At 42.0% G+C, this 14,623-nt stretch carries 18 protein-coding genes; 10 read left to right on the plus strand and 8 right to left on the minus strand.

Features of this window, described 5'->3' with window-relative positions; all coding sequences use genetic code 11:
* Window positions 1-49: 49 nt before the first annotated feature.
* Window positions 50-1,720, minus strand: a complete 1,671-nt coding sequence (locus BUC20_RS26615) for a M28 family metallopeptidase (protein ID WP_073235396.1) — start codon at window positions 1,718-1,720, stop codon at window positions 50-52.
* A 162-nt stretch (window positions 1,721-1,882) separates the two neighbouring features.
* Here BUC20_RS26615 and BUC20_RS26620 point away from each other — a divergent pair, with 162 nt between their 5' ends.
* Both BUC20_RS26620 and BUC20_RS26625 read left to right on the plus strand, forming a co-directional pair.
* Window positions 1,883-2,182: an ArsR/SmtB family transcription factor gene (locus BUC20_RS26620; protein WP_073235398.1), complete on the plus strand. Its 300-nt coding sequence runs from the start codon at window positions 1,883-1,885 to the stop codon at window positions 2,180-2,182.
* 15 nt (window positions 2,183-2,197) lie between these two features.
* Complete coding sequence (locus BUC20_RS26625) at window positions 2,198-3,304, plus strand: NADH:flavin oxidoreductase (protein ID WP_073235401.1); 1,107 nt, start codon at window positions 2,198-2,200, stop codon at window positions 3,302-3,304.
* A 51-nt stretch (window positions 3,305-3,355) separates the two neighbouring features.
* Here the strand turns inward: BUC20_RS26625 and BUC20_RS26630 are convergent, their stop codons facing one another.
* Entirely contained in the window at window positions 3,356-3,610 is a 255-nt protein-coding gene (locus BUC20_RS26630) for a hypothetical protein (RefSeq protein ID WP_073235403.1), read from the minus strand.
* A 142-nt stretch (window positions 3,611-3,752) separates the two neighbouring features.
* Between BUC20_RS26630 and BUC20_RS26635 the strand changes: the two genes are divergently transcribed.
* Window positions 3,753-4,460: a DUF2490 domain-containing protein gene (locus BUC20_RS26635; RefSeq protein WP_073235406.1), complete on the plus strand. Its 708-nt coding sequence runs from the start codon at window positions 3,753-3,755 to the stop codon at window positions 4,458-4,460.
* Here the strand turns inward: BUC20_RS26635 and BUC20_RS26640 are convergent.
* Window positions 4,457-5,644 (minus strand): aminotransferase class V-fold PLP-dependent enzyme, encoded by a 1,188-nt coding sequence (locus BUC20_RS26640; RefSeq protein ID WP_073235408.1) that lies wholly within the window; start codon window positions 5,642-5,644, stop codon window positions 4,457-4,459. The genes BUC20_RS26635 and BUC20_RS26640 overlap by 4 nt on opposite strands.
* A 53-nt stretch (window positions 5,645-5,697) precedes the next feature.
* Between BUC20_RS26640 and BUC20_RS26645 the strand changes: the two genes are divergently transcribed.
* Window positions 5,698-6,315, plus strand: coding sequence for a phosphatase PAP2 family protein (locus tag BUC20_RS26645; protein ID WP_073235411.1), 618 nt, complete (start codon window positions 5,698-5,700; stop codon window positions 6,313-6,315).
* A gap of 106 nt (window positions 6,316-6,421) precedes the next feature.
* On the opposite strand, the gene BUC20_RS26650 is transcribed toward BUC20_RS26645, so the two are convergent.
* Window positions 6,422-7,204 (minus strand): M48 family metallopeptidase, encoded by a 783-nt coding sequence (locus BUC20_RS26650; protein ID WP_200801044.1) that lies wholly within the window; start codon window positions 7,202-7,204, stop codon window positions 6,422-6,424.
* A 310-nt stretch (window positions 7,205-7,514) separates the two neighbouring features.
* Between BUC20_RS26650 and BUC20_RS26655 the strand changes: the two genes are divergently transcribed.
* Window positions 7,515-7,826: a hypothetical protein gene (locus BUC20_RS26655; protein ID WP_073235414.1), complete on the plus strand. Its 312-nt coding sequence runs from the start codon at window positions 7,515-7,517 to the stop codon at window positions 7,824-7,826.
* An 8-nt stretch (window positions 7,827-7,834) separates the two neighbouring features.
* Here BUC20_RS26655 and BUC20_RS34330 read toward each other — a convergent pair whose 3' ends face one another.
* The gene (locus BUC20_RS34330) at window positions 7,835-7,960 is read right to left on the minus strand and encodes a hypothetical protein (protein ID WP_262497438.1); all 126 of its coding nucleotides are present in this window, start codon (window positions 7,958-7,960) and stop codon (window positions 7,835-7,837) included.
* Window positions 7,961-8,036: 76 nt separating this feature from the next.
* Between BUC20_RS34330 and BUC20_RS26660 the strand changes: the two genes are divergently transcribed.
* On the plus strand, window positions 8,037-8,567 hold the full coding sequence (locus tag BUC20_RS26660; RefSeq protein WP_073235417.1) for an OmpA family protein: 531 nt from the start codon (window positions 8,037-8,039) through the stop codon (window positions 8,565-8,567).
* 30 nt (window positions 8,568-8,597) lie between these two features.
* On the opposite strand, the gene BUC20_RS26665 is transcribed toward BUC20_RS26660, so the two are convergent.
* Window positions 8,598-10,583, minus strand: a complete 1,986-nt coding sequence (locus tag BUC20_RS26665; RefSeq protein ID WP_073235420.1) for an ATP-binding protein — start codon at window positions 10,581-10,583, stop codon at window positions 8,598-8,600.
* A 282-nt stretch (window positions 10,584-10,865) separates the two neighbouring features.
* A complete protein-coding gene (locus BUC20_RS26670) occupies window positions 10,866-11,297 on the minus strand; it encodes a DUF1842 domain-containing protein (protein WP_073235423.1) in 432 nt (143 codons plus the stop codon).
* Window positions 11,298-11,462: 165 nt separating this feature from the next.
* On the opposite strand from BUC20_RS26670, the gene BUC20_RS26675 reads away from it, so the two are divergent.
* Window positions 11,463-12,545: a calcium:cation antiporter gene (locus BUC20_RS26675; RefSeq protein WP_073235425.1), complete on the plus strand. Its 1,083-nt coding sequence runs from the start codon at window positions 11,463-11,465 to the stop codon at window positions 12,543-12,545.
* Window positions 12,546-12,562: 17 nt separating this feature from the next.
* Here the strand turns inward: BUC20_RS26675 and BUC20_RS26680 are convergent, their stop codons facing one another.
* Entirely contained in the window at window positions 12,563-13,186 is a 624-nt protein-coding gene (locus BUC20_RS26680; protein WP_073235728.1) for a GyrI-like domain-containing protein, read from the minus strand.
* 227 nt (window positions 13,187-13,413) lie between these two features.
* Between BUC20_RS26680 and BUC20_RS26685 the strand changes: the two genes are divergently transcribed.
* The 3 genes from BUC20_RS26685 (at window position 13,414) to nrdI (ending at window position 14,622) form a co-directional block, all read left to right on the plus strand.
* On the plus strand, window positions 13,414-13,680 hold the full coding sequence (locus BUC20_RS26685; RefSeq protein ID WP_073235428.1) for a hypothetical protein: 267 nt from the start codon (window positions 13,414-13,416) through the stop codon (window positions 13,678-13,680).
* A 315-nt stretch (window positions 13,681-13,995) separates the two neighbouring features.
* Window positions 13,996-14,238, plus strand: a complete 243-nt coding sequence (locus BUC20_RS26690; protein ID WP_069380902.1) for a thioredoxin family protein — start codon at window positions 13,996-13,998, stop codon at window positions 14,236-14,238.
* Window positions 14,239-14,259: 21 nt separating this feature from the next.
* A complete protein-coding gene (gene nrdI, locus BUC20_RS26695; protein ID WP_073235431.1) occupies window positions 14,260-14,622 on the plus strand; it encodes a class Ib ribonucleoside-diphosphate reductase assembly flavoprotein NrdI in 363 nt (120 codons plus the stop codon).
* Window position 14,623 lies beyond the last annotated feature (1 nt).

The following is a 14,623-nucleotide window of genomic DNA, read 5'->3' on the forward strand; positions in this document are numbered from 1 at the left end:
TCCGTTTCCTTTTATATAGGAAATTGATCAGCGCTTTTTTTATGCTCTTTTATTTTTTCTCCCGGATTGCTTTAAACTCTGATCCGGTTTTCCATTTCGGGAAAGTCTGTTCTTTGCTCAAACGATAGCCCATATCAAACAGCAAACGGACATCCTCTACCATTCCGCTCATTTCCCAGGTTTTCTCATCGAAATTGTCCTGAGGGGAGTGGTATCTGGTTTTAATATAGTCTTCGGCTTGTTTCATGCCCCATTCTCTTCCATGAGTAACGTTGTCTACTCCGGAACCTGTAAACAGGGAGGGGATGCCTACTTTTGCAAAATTGAAATGGTCTGAACGGTAATACAAACCAGAAGAAGGAACCGGATCTGCAACGATGATCCTTCCTTGTTTTTTTGCAGATGAAGCGGCATAATCTTCCAGCTCAGACTGTCCGTAGCCATAAACAACAATGTCTTTGGTTTTTCCGGCAAGTCCCATCATGTCCATATTGATGTCTGCAACAGATTTCTTTGCCGGGAATACCGGATATTTTGCATAATATTCAGAACCGAGCAAGCCCTGTTCTTCTCCGGTGAAGGAGATAAACAGGATGGACCTTTCTGGTTTTACTTTTGCTTTTTTAAAGGCTGCAGCGAGTTCTAATAATGCAGCAACACCGGTTGCATTGTCTACAGCACCATGATATACCGAATCTCCCTTAATAATTTCTCCTACACCAAAATGGTCCCAGTGTGCAGAATAGATCAATGCCTCATCCGCTTTCTTTGTTCCGGGAATCAGGGCAAGCACATTATTTGATACTGATCTTTTGATGGTCGTTTTGATCTTGAGGGAAGTGGTCAGCCCCAGATCAACCGCTTTAAAACCGGGCTTTAGTGCTTCCTTAAACAAGCTTTCGTCTTTGCCGGCAAGGGTAAAGAGTTGTTTGGCGATGTCAAGGCTGATCCAGCCTTCAACAGTGGCCCTTGATTTATTCTGATCTGCAGCTTCCAGCTGTAGTTTCGATTTTGACCAGCCGCTTCTCACTACAGACCATGGATACCCGGCAGGAATATCGTCATGGATGATGAGAATCCCGGTTGCACCTTGTCTGGCAGCTTCTTCAAATTTATACGTCCAGCGACCGTAATAGGTCATGTTTTTTCCTTTGAACAATCCCGGATCTGACAATCCGGGGTCATTGATCATCACGACCACTGTTTTTCCTTTCACATCTAAACCTGCATAGTCGTTCCACTTGTATTCCGGAGCTACAATGCCGTAACCGGCAAATACCAATGGAGAGTTGGTGATGCTGACTTCTGGTTCTACATGTTTGGTTCCTGCAACAAAGCCGTTCAGAAAGCTGGCAGTAACCGATCCGTTTTTTCCTTTAATGATCAGGTTCTCTTCAGGGACAGATTTGATGTCCACCATAGGAACCTCCTGGAAAAAGCTTTTTCCGTTTCCTGGTTTAAGTCCCAGTTTTTCAAATTCCGTTTTCAGGTAATTGATGGTTTTTGTTTCTCCGATGGTAAAAGGCTTGCGGCCTTTGAATTCATCGGAAGCCAAAATGCGGATATGTTTTGCAAAACTTTGCTCATTTATCGCTTTTATAGCTCCTGAATCCGGGCTTAAAGATTTTGGAGCTGCAGTTTGCGCATGTACGGCAAGACCAGCAGATAGCAGGGCCAGCGTAGCAAAGAAATTGCGGGTATGTGATACAGGGTAGGACATTTTATCGTTGGGTTAAATTTCTAAAATGGGTTCTGCGGCTAATATAAGACATTCCGGTCAGAAGTTAATTGGTATATCGGGAAAAGCCGATGTATTATCATTGGGGTGTCATCTCTGCTCTGTTAATTGGAATATCGGAAAAAGTCGATATATATTTGTACCATGAAACAACTAGAAATATTTAAAGCACTTTCCAATAAAACCAGACTGGAGATCCTGCAATGGTTAAAAGATCCTGAACTGAACTTTCCGGATCAGATTCATGCAGGTTTTGAAGTCGGGGTTTGTGTAGGGCAGATCCAGGTAAAAGCGGGACTTACCCAATCTACTGTTTCGGAATACTTATCTATTCTGCAACGCGCAGGTCTGGTAGAGTCTACCAGGGTAGGGCAATGGACTTATTACAAACGTAATGAGCCTGCCTTTGAGGAGTTGAGTAAAATTATCCAATCTGATATTTAAATAAATAATATATATATGAATACTGACAGCTTATTCAGACCGTTTAGCCTGAAATCATTAAATATAAAAAACAGAATTGTAATGGCCCCTATGACACGGTCGTTCTCTCCAAATGGAATTCCAGGTGGCAATGTGGCCACTTACTATCAGAAAAGAGCAGAGGGCGAAGTAGGCCTGATCCTTTCTGAAGGAACAGTGATCGACCGGATTTCTTCTTCCAATGATGCGAACATTCCTCATTTTCATGGAGAAGCTGCATTGTCGGGTTGGGAGCAAGTGATCAAAGATGTTCATGGAGCAGGCGGGAAAATGGGTCCTCAGATCTGGCATATGGGAGTGATGGACAACCACCATTCGGGATGGTTGCCATCTGAACCGTTTGAAGGTCCTTCTGGCCTGAACAGACCTGGTTTTAACAACGGAAAGACCATGACTGAAAAAGACATCGCTGATGCAATTCTGGCTTATGGTTCTGCAGCGGCAGATGCAAAACGTTTAGGCTTTGATACGGTGGAGATTCATGGTGCCCATGGTTACCTGATCGATCAGTTCTTCTGGGAAGGCACGAATTTGCGCACAGACGGTTATGGAGGTAAAACTTTAGCAGATCGTAGCCGTTTCGGAATTGAGGTGGTTAAAGAAGTGCGCAGACAGGTAGGGGAAGATTTTGCGGTGATCCTTCGGTTATCGCAATGGAAACCTGCTGATTATACCAATCAGATGGCGAAAACTCCTGCAGAACTGGAAGCCTGGTTAAACCCACTGGCAGATGCGGGGGTAGATATTTTCCATGCTTCACAACGTCGTTTCTGGGAGCCTGAATTTGAAGGTTCTGATCTGAACTTTGCAGGATGGGCAAAAAAAGTAACCGGAAAAGCAACGATTACCGTAGGTTCTGTAGGATTGAACGGTGAGTTTTTAGGCGCTTTTGCAGGCGAAAGCTCTGAACCAAGTTCATTGGAAGAATTGATGCGCAGGATGGACAGGGGAGATTTTGACCTGGTCGCTGTAGGAAGACCATTACTTGCAGATCCGAATTGGGTAAAGAAAATCAAAGAAAACCGTACTGAAGAGTTAAAAGGCTTTACTAAAGCTGCATTGAGTCAGCTGGTTATAGACTAAGCAATATCTTTTATAACAGAAAGGCCGGTATTTAAACCGGCCTTTCTTTGTTTATGCATTTTTACTTAAAAAGTCGTCAATCTGTGCACCAATCTGGTCCACAACTTCCTGTGGATGTTCGGCTTCATTCCCTCCGGATTCATACCAGCCATTGTCGTCTCTGATCAGATAAAGGTAGAAATCTGAGCCAGGAGCCTGGTTTTTGAAATGATAAGTTTTATCATCGGAAGTCGTTACCGGACCACTCACAATTCTTCCCTCTGGCAACTTAGCCTGAGCATCTAATAAATGCTTTTTTACACCCATGTTTTTTTTAACAAAATAGACATAATAACTGGCAATACACTTTTTGTCTCCGGGAATAACAATGTTGAATTTTTGTCAGGAATTTAAATCTTTAAAATAATGTTATTATTTTGGGCAAAACACAGGAATAAATTATCACAACATGCGTATTTCCCTTTTTTTACTGCTGATGCTATGCAGTTTTGGTCAGCTGGCCATTGCCCAGATTCAACACCAGAGCACCGGTTGGTTGTTTCTTATGAATAACACCAAAATCAATAAAAAATGGGGGACCCATCTTGATGTACAACTGAGGTCTTCCGATCAGTTTTCTCAATTGAGAAATTTCATGTTCAGACCAGGACTTACTTATTTTATCAATGATAAAAGTGATGTTACATTGGGATATTTACTGAACGAAACTTTTATAGATCAGGTGGGCAGGAAAGACAACCGGCTGACAGAACACCGGATCTGGCAGCAATATATTTATAAGCATAAGATCAGTACAGTCAATATCAGCCATAGGCTTCGTCTGGAACAAAGGTTCATGGAACAGAATGGTGGTGGCGATCTGTTTTCACAACGTTTCAGGTATTTTATCAGGACGATTCTTCCCCTGGCGAAGGGACAGCAAAACTTTGAACAGGGATTTTTTGCTGCTTTACAGAATGAGCTTTTCTTCAATGTGCAGCATAAAAATAAATTAAATGGTCATTTTTTTGATCAGAACAGGGCATATTTAGCTGCAGGATACCGCTTTAGCAAAAAGATGGACCTGGAAGCCGGCTATTTAAACCAGACGGTAAAAGGAGGTAACAACAACACGATGAATCATGCGGTTCAGCTGGCCTGGTATACCAGGTTCTAAGGAGAGGTTCTGCTGAGTTTTTCCCGGATGAGTCGGCCCAATTGATGGCGTTCAGAAAGGCTCATACTGGTATCCATCGGGAGATAAACGAGTTGAGTCAGGGAAAGGGCATTCGCATTTTCCTTTGTTGTTTCTGAATTATTGAGCTTGATGAGGCTGGAGGCTTTTGAAGTCGCATCGAAGCCATTTACACGTAAGTGTCTGATCATTTCTTCCGGATGCGGACACTGGATCGGAATCACCCAGTTGGTATGAAGCTGATTTGTGCAGCCGATTCTGATCTCCCCGGGAAGGTTCTCCAGGATGTCGTCGGAAAGTCTTTTTCTTGACCATACCTGTTCCTGTTTAAATGCATTTAACCTTTTTTCCAGCAATCGTTCATTTGGATGGCAGGGCCTGAACCTGATTTTCTTCAGGGGATCATCTCCCGGAAAACCTCTGGTAAACGAGGAGAGAACCTGATCAAAATCCTTTCCCCTGGATTGGATCAATTGATAAAACAACGTATACCAGGTTCTTTTGCCGAGCAGGCTAATGCACATTGCTTTGATCAGTTTTTTCAGATAAAGCCTGGTCTTTTGTCTTGGTAACTGGTTATTGAATTCCTTTACAAGGAGATATAGCTGAGGGGTATTGATCTGAATGACCGCTCCAGAGATGGCAGTATTGGTTTTGATCATTCCGAAACTAAACATCAGTACGTCCGATTCGGGATGTCCTTCGTATCCATTGCCCTGGAAGGCCTGGGCGCAATCTTCTATCAGGATCAGTTGATTTTTCTTCGCAATTTCCTGAATTTCTTTTAATGGGGTAATGCCACCAAAGAGGTGCGTGATCAGGATAGCTTTCGTTGCAGGGGTAATGGCGGATGATACCTGTCCGGCAGTAATTGTTAAGGAATATTTGTCTATGCTTACTGGAACAGCGATCAGTTGATGGGCTGCTATAATGTTAAACATATCCGGAATATTGATATCCGTGACCAGAATTTCTGTTCCGGGAGGGAAATCTAAAGCCTTGAGGAGGAGGTTAAAACCCGTCCTGACAGATAGGGTAACGAGTTTGTTATTGCCTGCTATCGAGTTTTTATAGGTTTGACCTGGAAAGAAATATCCGGAAAAGCAGTACCTGATACCCGCAAAAATATCGGAAAACGGAATGTCTAATTTACCTCTGGGGATCATTTCTGGTTTTGAAGCAAGATAGGTTTAAATAAAATAAAATGTAAATTTACGGCATGAGAACCAGAAGAACCCTATTTCTTAAGTATATATTCATATTTCAGCTGAGTTTGTGCTTTGCTTTGCCTTCCAGTGTTTTTGGACAAAATGCAATGCAGCGGCTGGATGATAAAATTTTAATTAACCTTTCTGAACATAGAACTCCGGAGAAAACCGGCTTTTTTATGTTCCTGTCTAAACACAATGATGTAGTTAATATAGGAGTTCCGGTAGGTTTATTGGCTGGAGGAATAATCACCAATGATAAAGAGATGCGTCAGAATGCTTTATATGTGGCCAGCGCCTCTGCAGTAAACGTACTTGCTACGCTTTTCCTTAAAAAGGTGATTAAACGGCCAAGACCATTTAACGGACTGGTGAAGATCAATGCCGTTTATCAGCCTTCACATTATTCTTTTCCATCAGGACATACTTCAACTGCCTTTACTACAGCTACAGCCTTATCTCATGCTTATCCTAAATGGTACGTGATTGCACCTGCTTATTTGTGGGCAGGATCTGTGAGTTTCTCCCGTTTGTATTTAGGGGTACATTATCCTACGGATGTGGCTGCAGGAGCGTTGCTGGGAACAGGTACTGCATTTTCTATGGGATTTATACGCCCCAATAAATAGTACCCCAATAAATATTGCCCTAATGAAATAGTGACTCAGTAAATAATAAGATCTGATACAAAAAAAGCCAGCTTTATTCAAGCTGGCTTTTTTATAGGCATTGGTTTTAGTTTCCTTTTACCAAACCATCTTTTTTAGCTTTTTTCTCTACTTCTTCTGCACGTTTACCACTATCCGGGTGCGAGCTCATCATTTTCTGCATGGTACTTTGTTTATCGCCGCTACCTAAAGCCTGTAGCTTTTTGAAGGCACTGGACATGGCCATTACATTATAATTGTGTTTTTTAAGGAAGTCATAACCAAAGTTATCTGCTTCTGTTTCCTGCTTACGGCTGTAGCTGGATTCCAGGATTGCATTTGCAAGATCACCCAACTGGCTTTGAGACAGGCTGTTTACTACACCTGATTGAGACGATGCCGCATCAGAAATCGCTGCACGTTTATAAGCAGAACGCATGGCATCACGGCTATCGTGATTTTTAACGTGACCTATTTCGTGGCCAATGATCGCTAATAACTCTTCATCCGTCATCTTGTCCATCAGGGCAGAAAATACACGAACGCTTCCATCTGCACAGGCAAAAGCATTGATATCAACCACTTTATATACTTTATAGTTCAGGTTTAGACCATCTTCATTTTTATGTTTGTCGAAGATCTTATTTAACCTGATGGTATAGGCGTCTTTCGGACCGGCAACCGTGTTGTGTGCATCCATCCAATCAACAGCTTCTTTTGATAGTTTCGCTGCATCTTCGTCACTAAAAGTGGCGGCTTTAACCCCTTTTCCAACAGCCCCAATGGCTTTGCTGTTTAATTTGAATTGTGCGGATGCAGTACCCAGCGCGGCAGCAAATACCAGGCAGGTAAGGATTGATTTCTTCATCATAGGTTTTGTTTTTGTTTGTGATTATTTATTATGCAAATATGGCGTTTTAAAACTATTCCGGAATAAATGTCTTTATATATTCTCAAAAGTTTATTTTGTTTTGTCATGATAAACAAATAATTTTTGTTTCAGTTTGACTTTTGGGGCTGTGTGATCAATTAAAGACGAAATTTTGGCGACGAAAATTTACAAAGCTTCTTTATATAGGATAGTTTAGTTACATTTGCTAATATTTGTAGTATTTTGGATTATAGGCATGATTTATGATTTGCCTTTAATTGTAGATGAGATCCCAGATTGAACCAGCGATATGACCATAACCGTAGTCCCAATTATAGAACCGGATGTTAAACCGGCCGCGCCTTTAGCTAAAGTGATGAATGAAAGACTGAGCCGTCTGGCAAAAGAACTTCAGGATAATCATTTAAAAGATTTAGACAATATGGAGCCACTCTTTGAGGATGTGGTGATTTATATCAGTTATAACAGCAAGTATACCATTCGTTGGAAGATCGTTAATGATGTGCCCGAACATGCCATTGTTGAGGTTGCAGCCCAATGTGATAAGCTTGGTTATATCCGTTGGAAAACAGCGACACTGAATTCTTTCAACAGACAGTAATTCCCCCGCTAATCTTTTTTCGCCTGGAATGTCGGGTTTTCTATGGGCTTTTTGTACCATAATGCGATGGCCAGGGATGGCATGGCTACTGGTAAGAGCAGGCTCCTGTTGAATCCTTTTGTTGCGACTGACACTATTTTCGTAACTAATCCGTTTTAATGTTTAATCATCGGATAAATATTTCTATTTTTAACAAACACAAAAACATAAATGAAAATCCTAAGAACCCGAACACTGATCGTCGCGATTGGGCTGTTGACCCTTTCGATGCAGGCTTGTAAAACGAAAAAATTAGCCGCAAAACCTACACCTCCTGTAGAAACAAAAGCTCCTCCGGTACAAGAGAAACCAGTTGAAAAACCTCCTGTAGAAGAGAAAGCAACTCCTGCTCCTGAAGAGAAAGCAAGCTTTACTTTTAGCAATGTACAATTTGAGTTTAACTCTGATGTATTAAAAACGGCTTCTTTTGAGGTTTTGGATCAGGTGGTTAGAGAAATGAAAAAAGAACCAGGAGCAAAACTGACTTTAAATGGTCATTCTTCTGCGGAAGGTACACCGGAACACAATATGTCATTATCAGTGGATAGGGCAAATTCTGTGAAATCTTATCTGGTAAATGCTGGTATTAATGGTGGTAACCTGATGATCAAAGGTCATGGTGCTGCGAATCCTATCACACCGAATACGACTGAAGAAGGAAAAGCTTTAAACCGTCGCGTGGAATTTAAACTGAATCCATAATTTTTTTAAATAAGGGTAGGAGAGTGGAAGTTAAGGGGCCAGGGGCAGACTAAAGTAAAAAGTTGAACCCACACCAATTTCACTCTTCACCCAAATTTTGCCTCCATGATGGAGTAAAATCTCCGAACACAGGTATAAACCAATTCCAAATCCTGAGATGTTCTGCGTATGCTTGGTTTCTACCCTATAGAAACGTTCGAACAGTTTTTCAAGCGCCAGCGGCTTAATCCCCATTCCTTCATCTTTAACACTTACTTCAGCGATCTCTCCTTTGATCTGACAGTTGACTTCTATTTTCTTACCTTTTGGAGAGTATTTTATGGCATTGCTTAACAAGTTGGAGATCACTGATCCGATCTTTTCACGGTCTGCATGGATGCTGACCGGATGGCAGGGGGATAAAGTAAGGCTATGGTGTTGTAAGGTTGGTTTTGTTTCCTCTATAATTTCCCTGATCAGCTGATCGAGATCGAAAGTCTCCATATCCAGATGGATTTTTCCCGATTCCAGGCGGGAGATGTTCAGAAAACCATTGATCATGGTACTCATTTTCTTTACCTGAGCATGGGCTTTTTCTAAAGAGCCGGTTGTAAAAGTGTCTTCGCTTTTCTTCATTCTGGCGATGAGCAGCTGCAGGTAACCATTCAATGAGGTAAGCGGGGTTTTTAGCTCATGACTGACCATTCCAATAAAATCATTTTTACGCATCTCATCTTGCTTTTGTTCTGTAATGTCGAGCGTTAATCCTGAAAAATGAGCGGGATGTCCGGCAGTGTCCGGATACAGTTTACCTAAAGCTCTGACCCATCTTGAGGTCTGATCATGGTATCCGGTAACAGGATGTTCAATGCTGTAGCTTTCTCCGCTCGCAATAGCCTGTTCTACAGCAAGCCTCACTTTGTTCCTGTATTCTTCGGGAATCTGATTGGTAATGTCATCATAGGATACTTCCTCCTCCGGATCAAATCCATAGAGTTCTTTCATCCTGGAAGATGGGCTAAACTTACGGGTATCCACATCCATATGCCAGGTGCCTACATTGGCGGCTTCGATCGATAAACGCAGCATTTCTTCTGCCTGTTCCACTTTTTTTCTGGCAATCACCTGCTCGGTGATGACATTGGCTACAAGCACGATTCCTGTAGTTTCTCCGTTTACATTTTTTAAAGGTTGATAGACAAAATTGGAATAGACTTCTTCCAGCTTATGGTTGAGTTCTAACATGGCCTTGACTTCGTTTCCATGAAAGGATTGTCCGGTCGTAAATACATCGTCAAGTATTTGAAAAAATGGCTGATCCTTTAATTCCGGAACGGCAATATGGAGTGGTTTTCCGATCACCTCTTCACCTTTGCCCCAGACTTCCAGTACTTTTTTGTTTGCAGCCTCAATGATGAGTGCTCTTCCGGTAAATAAGGCAATGGCCACCGGTGCATCTGCCAGCATAAACCTCAGCCTGGACTCACTTTCTGCCAGTTCGCTAATGGTATTTTCGATCTTCCGCATGGTATTTACCTTTTCGGTAGTTTCAGAGCAGATGACCAGAACTCCACCCGGTTTTCCCGGAGCATCGTTTACTTTGCTGTAACTAAAAGTCCAGTAAACATCTTCCAGACGATTGTTCCGGTAAATCGGAATCAGTTGATCTTCGCTCCAGGTGGATTCTCCGCCAGAAAGTACCTGATCAATTAAAGGCTTAATGACCGGCCAGATTTCAGGCCAGCATTCTTCTCCCTGCTGGCCCAATGCTTTTGGATGTTTACCTTCATTACCAAGGCTCGGACGGTAAGCATCGTTATAAAATTGAATCAACTCGGTTCCCCACCACAGAAACATTGGGAAACGGGATTTTAGCATGATACCTATGGTAGTCAGCAAGCTTTGAGACCACTGTTCCGGAGGGCCTAAAACAGTTTTAGACCAGTCGTAATCGCGGGTAAGTGCACCCATTTCACCGCCACCATCAAAATAGGTCTGGTGAGGTGTCTGTGAAGAGATCTCCGGAGTTGAGTGCATATAATAAAGTCTGAAAGAAAACTTAAATATAATATATTATCTCTTTTCTTTAGCTTTCAATTATCAGATAGTACAGGTGATTTTAAAGGTCGGAGACAGGTTAAAGTTATCGTAGCATAGGAGAGGAACCTGAGTACGGATGGCTGTTTACACTTAAAATTACCTGATTTTGTGATGTTCCTGACTGATGTTTACATGGATTTGCTTTGCAGAAATCCTGAAACAAAAAAACTACCAGACGGGGAATGCCTGGTAGTTTAAAAAGCACTAAACTGGTTAGGGTTAATAAAAAGAGAGCGAATATTTTTGTGTTTTGAATTGCGTCTGGGTGAAGAGGACACTGGATACCGTCGCATTCCTGATGATGTTTGCAGCCCTTATCTGATACTGATAAGTGGCAATACCTGTTGTCCATTCTTTATCCATTTCCATATCAATACTGAGTTGGTTTTTGCTGGTTTTATGGATGGAAATATCTCCTTTGAGCTTAACCAGTATTCTTGTGGAATGAGGAATGGTTTTATAATTTCCATGAACCCTGAAACAAAAATCCGATACCCTACCCAATTCCTTTAAGGTCAGGTTTGCAATTCCGCAAAGATTACCGGAACTGTTTTTTGTCAGATTAAGTTGAAGTATGGGCTGAAATAATCCCTCACTGATGATCCGGAGGTTTAAGCTGTCTGTTGGAAGGTGGTCTGATACTGGTAACATGAAATTGAGTTGTTTCTGTGAGATTGCGTTATTTTTATGGCGCTAAGTTACCCGGGGTTAACCAGATGGCTTAGCGCGGAAATACCTGAATACAGAAACAGGTATAAATACCTGCTTTTTGAAATATTTCTAGGTTTAACCGTTGTAAATTAATATATTCTACCCATGAAGAAAAAGCTACCTCTTCCTTTATGGACCATCGCTGCCCCTGTTTTAGCCTGGATTGCCTATTTTGGCATGTCTCTGGATCTGGGAAACCTTTATACTATTGTACTTGCTATAGGACTGATTGGAGGTGTCCTGGCCGCTGTTCATCATGCTGAAGTTGTAGCACATCAGGTTGGTGAGCCTTATGGAACCTTATTGTTAGCCCTGGCCATTACCGTTATTGAGGTTGCGCTGATCGTATCCCTGATGCTAACCGGAGGGCCCGATACTGCAGCGCTTGCCCGGGATACCGTGCTGGCGGCAGTGATGATTATCCTTACCGGAATCATCGGTGTTTGTCTATTGGTTGGAGGGGCGAAATACAAGGAGCAGGTTTTTAGTTTACAGGGAGTGAGTGCGGCTTTAGTTACCCTGACAGCCATTATGGTACTGACTTTAATTCTTCCTAATTATACCACCACTATTCAGGGACCGGAGTATAGCCCGGTGCAGTTGGGGTTTGTTGCCATTATTTCCCTGGTTTTATATGGAACTTTTGTTTTGGTACAGGCCATCAGGCACCGTGATTTTTTCCTTCCTCCTGAAGCAGATGGAAATGAAGACATCCATGCTGATCCACCAGGTAAAAAAGTGGCTTTACTCAGTACTTTGTTGTTATTGGTTTGTCTGGGAGTAGTGGTTTTGCTGGCAAAAGCGTTGGCACCGGATATTGAAAATGCAGTACTGAAAGCCGGAGCTCCAAAATCTTTGGTAGGGGTAATCATTGCTGCTGTTGTGCTTTTACCAGAGGGTTTAGCCGCGTACAGGGCAGCCCGTAAGAACCGTTTGCAAACGAGTCTTAATCTGGCCCTGGGCTCGGCACTGGCAAGTATTGGTTTGACCATTCCCGCAGTTGCGATCGTTTCCATGGTTACAGGAATGACGATCACACTGGGAATCGACATGAAGTCGACGGTCTTATTGCTGCTTTCTCAGTTTACCATTATGCTTTCATTGGCCACAGGGCGGACTAATATTTTGCAGGGAGTGGTCTTGCTGGTCATATTTGCTGTTTATCTGTTCACCATTATCGCGCCCTGACCGGGTTAAAAGCAAGGTCATTTTACTGGTTCCCTTAAAATTGTTTTTAACTTTTCAGGGGCTGTTTTTCTGAAATCAGAAAGGTAGATCTCATGATGTAACCCGTTTTTTTGTAATCCATGATCGGTTGTGAATTTCAGGATTTTTGCTAAAGTCTCCGGCTCCTTGTCGAACGGGCCAATATGTAACATCTGAACCGATTTTCCTTCGGTCATGGTGTAAAGTTCAACCTCCTTAACCAATAACAACTGTTTCTTATCGAAGACTTGCTGTCTTGCGGCGTCTATTTGTTCTAAGGTAACAAATTCAGGAATCCGGATCAGCATTCTGTAAGACCATTCGCTTCTTGGTATCTTGACAGGGGCATCTGTCATGCTGGTCTGAGTGTACTTTTTATCGTCAAAACTCCAGAGCCCTTCCAGCTTCGCTACGGTGAAATCTTTATCCAGGGCTTTATATTTAAATTTAATGGCATAAGCCAGGGAGTATAATGCTTGTAGATTGTCTGCATATGGTTGCCCATCCGGGTCGCCAATCCCTGCGATAGACAAATAACGGACTTCTGCAGTGTGGATCAGTTGAGGCTCATTTGTGGCGGTGTAATAGTCTTTGTACTGTTTGGTAAGGTCTAATTTTTTCATTGGAATATACTTGTTTTTTTGTTTTTTGTTGATCTCAATGGTTCTCAAGAGTTCGCAAGCTCAGTTTAATGGTGATCAAGCGGGCATCAGTTTGTTCATTGTTTTTTGCAATAGGCATGCTGATAATGGTTTCCTTATCATTTGTTTTGAAGGCTAAATTATAAGTGCAGACTGACAACCCTATGGCAGCCTGTTTGAAAAACTGATATTATGTTTAGATTTACGCCATGAAAAAGGAAACCATCGCAGGGTATGTAGAGTTTGATGCCGATATTCTTAAAGACTGGATCGCTAATGGCGTAAATTATATCAAATTGGTAAACCTCAACCTGAGAGGTTCAATCGAAGCTTTTGAATTAATTCCCAATTCTGAAATGCCGGAAACAGGCGACCTCATCCACCATATCCATTCTGAAGATGTGGAAGACCTGCTGGAAAAGATGGAGAAAATTAAGTTTCTGGTACATGAGATCTATCTCGAAGAGACAGAATAAGAATGATTAAGATTCATTCTGAAAAAGGGAACAATTCCCTGAACAATTAAACTTTTAAACACCCGGGATTAAAGACTCGGGTGCTGCCCATGTTGCTCCTTTTTTTTTCAATATTCTTTATACTAACAGCTTACAAAACAACCTGTACTAAGTGTACTCATTTCAGCCCTTTTTTTGGTAAAGTATCCGTCATAATTTATGCTGGGTTTTCCACCGGTGTGGATAACGTTTAGAACCAGTCTAAACAATATTTTGCATTTTTGAATCCTACTAAAACCTCGGTTAGAGGGCTGAAATAACATTAATTCCTAAGAAATGAGTACTAAAAGAATAATCAAATTCGAAAAAGACGATTGTAGCCCATGTAATATGGTCTCTGAATATCTGGACAGAAAAGGGGTGGTTTATGAAACGATCAATCCTTTCAATCAGCCTGAACTGGCGATGCAATTCAGGGTACGTTCTGTACCTACAGTAATCCTGCTGGAACAGGAGCAGGAGCTTTCAAGAGTGATTGGTTTTAAGCCGGAAGAATTGTCTGCATTGGCAGCAGTTTAGATTGATTTTATTGCCTGCCTCATGACCTGGATTTATTACGATAGCAAGACCGGCAATGTGGAGCGTTTTGTGAACCGCCTGAAGTTACATCGGGACTGGAAGATTCAAAAGATTGATCAGATCTCTTTACCTCTGGAAGAGGGACACCTGATTACCTATACCACCGGATTTGGAGAAGTACCTGCTTCGACGATGCGTTTTCTGGAAGAGAACAGTGGCTCTATCAAATCAATTTCTTCCAGTGGGAACAAAAACTGGGGTCCTAACTATGCCCTGGCAGCAAAAAAAATCTCTGCACTTTTTCAACTGCCGGTACTCCTGCAGTTTGAGCTTTCCGGTACAGGAGATGACATTCAAAAATTTATAGAAAATATAGAAGGCTAAA

It is taken from the genome of Pedobacter caeni, from assembly GCF_900129215.1.
Lineage (GTDB): Bacteria > Bacteroidota > Bacteroidia > Sphingobacteriales > Sphingobacteriaceae > Pedobacter > Pedobacter caeni.

Excerpts from the sequence above, each read along its gene's own strand:
- BUC20_RS26615 (WP_073235396.1), bottom strand. The coding sequence starts at position 1,720 with ATGTCCTACCCTGTATCACATACCCGCAATTTCTTTGCTACGCTGGCC.
- BUC20_RS26620 (WP_073235398.1), top strand. The coding sequence starts at position 1,883 with ATGAAACAACTAGAAATATTTAAAGCACTTTCCAATAAAACCAGACTG.
- BUC20_RS26625 (WP_073235401.1), top strand. The coding sequence starts at position 2,198 with ATGAATACTGACAGCTTATTCAGACCGTTTAGCCTGAAATCATTAAAT.
- BUC20_RS26630 (WP_073235403.1), bottom strand. The coding sequence starts at position 3,610 with ATGGGTGTAAAAAAGCATTTATTAGATGCTCAGGCTAAGTTGCCAGAG.
- BUC20_RS26635 (WP_073235406.1), top strand. The coding sequence starts at position 3,753 with ATGCGTATTTCCCTTTTTTTACTGCTGATGCTATGCAGTTTTGGTCAG.
- BUC20_RS26640 (WP_073235408.1), bottom strand. The coding sequence starts at position 5,644 with ATGATCCCCAGAGGTAAATTAGACATTCCGTTTTCCGATATTTTTGCG.
- BUC20_RS26645 (WP_073235411.1), top strand. The coding sequence starts at position 5,698 with ATGAGAACCAGAAGAACCCTATTTCTTAAGTATATATTCATATTTCAG.
- BUC20_RS26650 (WP_200801044.1), bottom strand. The coding sequence starts at position 7,204 with ATGATGAAGAAATCAATCCTTACCTGCCTGGTATTTGCTGCCGCGCTG.
- BUC20_RS26655 (WP_073235414.1), top strand. The coding sequence starts at position 7,515 with ATGACCATAACCGTAGTCCCAATTATAGAACCGGATGTTAAACCGGCC.
- BUC20_RS26660 (WP_073235417.1), top strand. The coding sequence starts at position 8,037 with ATGAAAATCCTAAGAACCCGAACACTGATCGTCGCGATTGGGCTGTTG.
- BUC20_RS26665 (WP_073235420.1), bottom strand. The coding sequence starts at position 10,583 with ATGCACTCAACTCCGGAGATCTCTTCACAGACACCTCACCAGACCTAT.
- BUC20_RS26670 (WP_073235423.1), bottom strand. The coding sequence starts at position 11,297 with ATGTTACCAGTATCAGACCACCTTCCAACAGACAGCTTAAACCTCCGG.
- BUC20_RS26675 (WP_073235425.1), top strand. The coding sequence starts at position 11,463 with ATGAAGAAAAAGCTACCTCTTCCTTTATGGACCATCGCTGCCCCTGTT.
- BUC20_RS26680 (WP_073235728.1), bottom strand. The coding sequence starts at position 13,186 with ATGAAAAAATTAGACCTTACCAAACAGTACAAAGACTATTACACCGCC.
- BUC20_RS26685 (WP_073235428.1), top strand. The coding sequence starts at position 13,414 with ATGAAAAAGGAAACCATCGCAGGGTATGTAGAGTTTGATGCCGATATT.
- BUC20_RS26690 (WP_069380902.1), top strand. The coding sequence starts at position 13,996 with ATGAGTACTAAAAGAATAATCAAATTCGAAAAAGACGATTGTAGCCCA.
- nrdI (WP_073235431.1), top strand. The coding sequence starts at position 14,260 with ATGACCTGGATTTATTACGATAGCAAGACCGGCAATGTGGAGCGTTTT.